Here is a 4,952-nt window from a genome sequence, read left to right as displayed (position 1 = left end):
GGCAACGACGCCGGACACCAGGTGGCGGGTCTTGGCATGCTCAGGCGAACCGAAGCGCAGGGCGTTCATGGCAGCGATCGGCCGGGCGCCCATGGTGAAGACGTCGCGGAGGATGCCGCCGACGCCGGTCGCGGCGCCCTGATAGGGCTCGATGAAGCTCGGGTGGTTGTGGCTCTCCATCTTGAAGACGATGGCCTGTCCGTCGCCGATATCGACAACGCCGGCGTTCTCGCCGGGGCCCTGGATGACGCGCTCGCCGGTGGTGGGGAGCGTGCGCAGCCACCGCTTGGAGCTCTTGTACGAGCAGTGCTCGTTCCACATCGCCGAGAAGATGCCGAGCTCGGTATAAGTCGGCGCGCGGCCGATGAGCTGCAGGATCTTCTGGTACTCGTCGAGCTTCAGCCCGTGGTCGGCGACGAGCTGTGGCGTGATGGCGACATGGTTGTTGAAGGTCATGAGAGTCCGGTCTTGATCCGCTATCGCCCGCTATAGCGGATGGCGCCAGCGCGCGACACTCAGATGGGCTAGATTTCCCCGCCGACAAGCATGGCGAGGCTGGAATTGTAGTATTGCGGATCGCCCGTCACCTCGTCGCCGAGCCAGGCCGGGAGCTCGAGCGCGCCGGTCGGCCTCTCGAGCTCGACTTCGGCGATGACAAGGCCCCGGTGCCGGCCCTCGAACTCGTCGACCACCCAGTCGCCGCCGGGGAGGGTGAGGCTGTGGCGGGTCTTTTCGATCTGGCTGCCGCGCGAGTAGCCGAGGAGCTGGCGCGCATCGGCGATCGGAATCTCGTACTCGAACTCGGCGCGGGCGAGTGCCGAGCCGCCGCTCTTGATGGTGATGTAGCCGGTGCGGTCGTCGACGGTCCGCACCCGTACCGTCACGCCGCCGCCAGCGGTGAGGTAGCCCTGCCGCAGCTTCTGGGTGCTGCGCACCACGTCGCGCCACCCCTCGGTGGCGACGAGATACTTGCGCTCGATCTCGATGCCCATCTACGCGGCCGCCTCGTCCGTCATCCAGCCCTTTAGATAGGCTGTGAAGCGCGCCTTGAGCGCCTTGGGCCGCTCGGCAAAGACCTGCAACCCGAGCGTGCGGATGTTCTCCTCGATCTCGGCCTGGCGACGGTGGGCGGCGTCGAGCGCGAAGTCGATATCGATATCGGCGGCAAGCTCCTCCGGGGCAGTCCCCAGCAGTTCGCTCAGCACAGCCAGATCGTGATGGATGCCGAGTTGCTCGGCGAGGTCCCCGGCGCATTTGTGAGCCGACGGAATGATGTCGGCGGCGCAGCTCTCGAGCAGGCCGAGCTGGCTCCAGTGGTACTTGGCGAACTTGCGCCACTCGTGGAACGCTTCGTCGGTGCGCTGCCGCTCGGCGTGGCGGCCCGTGTCTCGTCCGGATCGATAGGTGCGCTTGAGGCCGGTGGCGAGCGTGTCGAGGTCGATCCTGTCGAGGCGCCAGGCGGCGCTGCGGTGCTCGAGTTCGCGCATCTGCCCGGCGAAGTGCCTGAGGGCCTCGGCTTCGGTTTCGGGGTTCGACGCAGCGCCGTCTTCGGCAGGAGGGGCCATCGGCCGCCCGGCCCAGGCCATCAGTTCGACGAGAGTGTTCCGGGTGACGCGCATGTCGCGCGCCGCCGACAACGTGCGCGCCGCATCGCGGACGAAGGCGTTCTCCTCGGCGTAACCGCTGAAATCGGGCCGTACCAGCCGGAACAGGGCGCGCAGTTTCTTGCACCGGCGCCGTGCCTCGTGCACACGCCTCTCCGGCGATTCGGAGGGGTTTTCGGCCCCGGCGATCGCCTTGCCGATCTGCTCACGCGCTATTCGTAGAAATCCTTCGCCCGTCGAGCGGTCGGCCCGGGACCACTGAAAACTCATCGACGCTCCCGCTGACCCTGTGGCCGCGTTGGAGCTTACGTTCCCCCGGGTGTCACAAACAAGTCAAACCGTCTCAAACCGAAGCCACCGCCCGGCGGCCCAGCCAGCGATCGGCGAGCACGATGACGACCGAGAAGACGGTCACGGCGACAAGCAGCACGGCCACCCCGATCGCCACGGCGCCATAGCCGAACTTCCCCGCATCGAGGATGTCGTAGGGATACTCGCCCACCACCGCCCCGCGCAGCAGTACCCAGGCGACGTAGGCGATGCCGGGCAGCAGCATCGGGCCGATATGCTTGAAGCGGAGCGCGCCATGCGGCGCGAACAGCGCCCACCAGGCGAGGTAGAGAAGCGGGGCGACGTAGTGGAGCAGATAGGTCGCGACGGCGAGAGCGCCCTGCATGTGCAGCGTCGGCGCCAGCATGAAATGGTAGTAGAGCATCACCAGAGTGATGAACGCCGCGGCGGAGGCCATGATGACCGGGCGCCTGAACCAGCAGAGCGAGTTCCAGTCGCTGACCACCGCGGCATAGGTCAGGACCAGCCACAGGTTGGTGAGGTGGGTAAAGAACGTCCAGAAATAGATGAACGTGTCGGGGAGGGAGCGCGCTACCGGGTTCCCGGCGGTGACGGTCATCACCGATGGGAAAATCACCCAGAAGTCGAGCGCAAGTCCGACGGCGCCGACCGCAAGGCCGGCCCAGGCGAGGATGATCCGCAAGGCAGTATCTCAGGCAACCAGTGGCAATGACACCGAGACTAGACCGGATGCGCCCGGTCGGCCATGTGCTCTTTAGATCAAGTTGTCGTTCGCGCTATTGCAGCAGCCACCAGTCGGCACTGAGCCAGTCCGCACCGATTGGGGTGCTCGCCAGATGGCCGCTCTCCACGTTGAGGTAGGTATCGGCCTGCCAGACATTGCGGAAGCGCACGTAGTAGCCGCCGCCGCTCGATTCCATCTGCCACATCGCCGATTGCCACTCCGGCCGGATCGGGCCGACCTCGAGCGAGCCGTTCTCGACATGCAGGTACTGGTTGGGCTTCCACACGCTGTGGATGCGGACGTAACCGCCCTCGACCGGATCGAGGGTCCAGCGCGCGCTGAGCCAGTCAAGCAGGATCGTGGTGCTGTCGGGCAGTCCGGACTCGCTGTTGATGAAGGTGCTGGCGATCCAGCGGCTGCCGATGCGGACTTCCTGCCCGAGGCCGCCCAGCTGGGCGCCCTTGCCAACGACGTTGAAGCTGAGCAGCAGGTTGACCGGCTCGAGACCCGTCTGCTGGACGATCACGGGGATGCTCGCCGGACCGGGCGTGGCCATGTTGTCATAGCAGTTGGCGCCGATATTGGGCCCGGAGCAGGCGAAGACGAAGAAGCCCCAGCTGTGCGGCTCCACCCAGTTGAATACGTCCTCGGCCCCGTCGAGATCGACGACCTGGATGCCGTTGGCATGGTTGCCGAACTGGTCGAGCATGTTGGGCACGATCACTTCCACCGGGTCGGCTGTGTTGCGCCGGAAGCCGCTGATCAGCAGGTGGCAGTTGAGGCTCGGCAGGGCCCCGACGACGATGTCGGTGGGGCAATCCACCGTGACGCTGAGCCGACCCTGCTGCGGCGGAGTGATGATCACCGGCGTCGCCGAGACCCTGTAGCGGTAGGTGACGCCATAGGCGTAGTAGGCGCCGATCCTGAGCTCGATTACGGAATCGTCGCCATAGGAGGCCGATGGCATGGCGTGGACGGAGATCGAGTTCGAGCGGCTTTCGGAGCCCCCTGCGGCGGCGTCGGGGACCGAAACGTCGGCGCCCGCGGGGTCCTTGTCGAAGCTGAAGCCGCCACTGGGACTGTTGATGCCGATGCCCGCGTAGACGCGATTGGGGGTGGCCTTGCCGTCGATGTTCAGGTTGACGTCGAAGCCGGCGCTGTCGCTGGTCCGCGGCGGCGGCGACCAGCTGTACTCGACGCTATAGGTGCCGTTCACGTCCTTGAGCGAGATATGCCCGTCGCTGACGGTCCAGTTCGGATCGTTGTTCGGGTCGATGACGGTTTCGACCAGTTCGTAGTAGGGGCCCTGGGCCGAGGCCGGCAGCGTCGCGACGAAAAGAAAGAGGGCGGCCAGTCCGCCCACCATCGTTGCCAATAATCCAGAAAATCCAGCCGGTATCGAGCCAGCCCACGCCAGTCGCCCACGCATCGTCCCCTCCGGGTCCGAGCCAGCGCCGCAACGGTGGATTGTTCGCACCTCGGCGGGCGAGGATCAAGCCAGTACTGATGACGTGAACGGCAAGCGCTCAGGCGGCTTCGAGCAGGGCCGCAAAGAGACCGCGCCCGTCCGACCCGCCATGCGCGCTCTCGATCAGGTTTTCCGGATGCGGCATCAGGCCGAGGACGTTCTTGCCGGCGTTGAATACGCCGGCAATGTCGTTGAGCGAGCCGTTGGGGTTGGTCCCCTCGGCATAGCGGAACGCCACCTGGCCGTTGCCTTCGACTGCGGCGAGGGTTTCGGCGTCGGCGAAGTAGTTTCCGTCGTGGTGCGCTACCGGGCAGCGGATGACCTGGCCCCGGGCATAGCCGCGGGTAAACTCGGTGTCGGCGTTCTCGACCGAGAGTTTTACCTCCCGACAGACGAATCTCAGCGAGGCGTTGCGCATCAGCACGCCGGGCAGCAGTTGCGCTTCGGTGAGGATCTGGAAGCCGTTGCAGACGCCCAGCACCTTGACGCCCTGCTCGGCCCGCTCGCGGATTGTCTGCATCAGCGGCGACCGCGCTGCGATGGCGCCGGCGCGCAGATAGTCGCCGTAGGAGAAGCCGCCGGGGATGACGATGAGGTCGACCTTGGGGAGCTCGGCATCCTTGTGCCAGACCACGATGGGCGCCTGGCCGCTGATCTTTTCGAGAGCGGCGATCATGTCGCGGTCGCGGTTGAGACCGGGGAACACGACGACAGCGGCTTTCATCGGCAACTCCAGATGCGAGACACCGATCACTTGATGAGTCTACGGGGCAAAAGCAAGGGCGAGTGTGCGGGAGTACCCCGGATCGCCTTCTCCCCTTGTGGGAGAAGGTGCCCGAAGGGC

At 65.9% G+C, this 4,952-nt stretch carries 6 protein-coding genes; all 6 read right to left on the bottom strand.

Annotation, left to right across the window (positions count from 1 at the left end):
- The coding region (locus tag JWQ89_RS05350) for an AIR synthase related protein (RefSeq protein WP_299639067.1) at positions 1-456 on the bottom strand (456 nt) is incomplete at its 3' end.
- Positions 457-524: 68 nt separating this feature from the next.
- Positions 525-992 carry a CYTH domain-containing protein gene (locus tag JWQ89_RS05345; RefSeq protein ID WP_299639066.1) on the bottom strand — a complete coding sequence of 156 codons (468 nt, stop codon included), beginning with the start codon at positions 990-992 and terminating at the stop codon, positions 525-527.
- Positions 993-1,874, bottom strand: a complete 882-nt coding sequence (locus tag JWQ89_RS05340; protein WP_299639064.1) for a CHAD domain-containing protein — start codon at positions 1,872-1,874, stop codon at positions 993-995.
- A 73-nt stretch (positions 1,875-1,947) separates the two neighbouring features.
- Positions 1,948-2,598, bottom strand: a complete 651-nt coding sequence (locus JWQ89_RS05335; RefSeq protein WP_299639062.1) for a Pr6Pr family membrane protein — start codon at positions 2,596-2,598, stop codon at positions 1,948-1,950.
- 94 nt (positions 2,599-2,692) lie between these two features.
- Positions 2,693-4,006 carry a hypothetical protein gene (locus JWQ89_RS05330; RefSeq protein WP_299639061.1) on the bottom strand — a complete coding sequence of 438 codons (1,314 nt, stop codon included), beginning with the start codon at positions 4,004-4,006 and terminating at the stop codon, positions 2,693-2,695.
- A gap of 160 nt (positions 4,007-4,166) precedes the next feature.
- Positions 4,167-4,832 carry a phosphoribosylformylglycinamidine synthase subunit PurQ gene (gene purQ / locus JWQ89_RS05325; protein WP_299639060.1) on the bottom strand — a complete coding sequence of 222 codons (666 nt, stop codon included), beginning with the start codon at positions 4,830-4,832 and terminating at the stop codon, positions 4,167-4,169.
- Positions 4,833-4,952 lie beyond the last annotated feature (120 nt).

The organism is Devosia sp., from assembly GCF_028290645.1.
Classification (GTDB): Bacteria; Pseudomonadota; Alphaproteobacteria; order Rhizobiales; family Devosiaceae; genus Devosia_A.
Note: the sequence above shows the minus strand (reverse complement) of the source record. Positions and strands in the feature narration are given on the sequence as shown.